Raw genomic sequence first — 488 nt, forward strand, 5'->3', positions numbered from 1 at the left:
AGATGTATACCAAGCATGGGATGGGAAAGAGAAAGGACAAAGCAATGAAGATGACTGGCAAACACGTTTCAATGCTTATCAAGAGGCGCATCCAGAATTAGCCGCTGAGTTTCTACGTCGTAGCCAGAACCTATTACCTGAAAATTGGGATCAGCACACTCAAGATCTAATCCAGACTTTGCAAGCGAATCCACAAACCATCGCGACTCGCAAAGCATCACAAAATACTATTGAAGCATTCGGACCATTACTGCCAGAGTTTTTGGGAGGTTCTGCCGATTTAACCCCTTCAAACTTAACTAACTGGTCAGGCTCAAAAGCAATTACCGCTCAAGATGCGTCAGGAAACTACTTGAGTTACGGCGTTCGTGAATTTGCGATGTCTGCAATGATGAATGGCGTGGCGTTGCATGGTGGCTTTATCCCATACGGCGGTACGTTCTTGATGTTCATGGAGTACGCTCGTAACGCGCTTCGTATGGCAGCAC

Annotated in this window: 1 pseudogene; it reads left to right on the forward strand. The window is 46.3% G+C overall.

The features are described from left to right. A pseudogene (locus AB4496_RS16795) lies at positions 1 to 488 on the forward strand (transketolase); the annotation flags it as partial.

The sequence above is a fragment of the Vibrio sp. 10N.222.46.A1 genome (genome assembly GCF_041473595.1).
Taxonomy (GTDB): domain Bacteria; phylum Pseudomonadota; class Gammaproteobacteria; order Enterobacterales; family Vibrionaceae; genus Vibrio; species Vibrio tasmaniensis_A.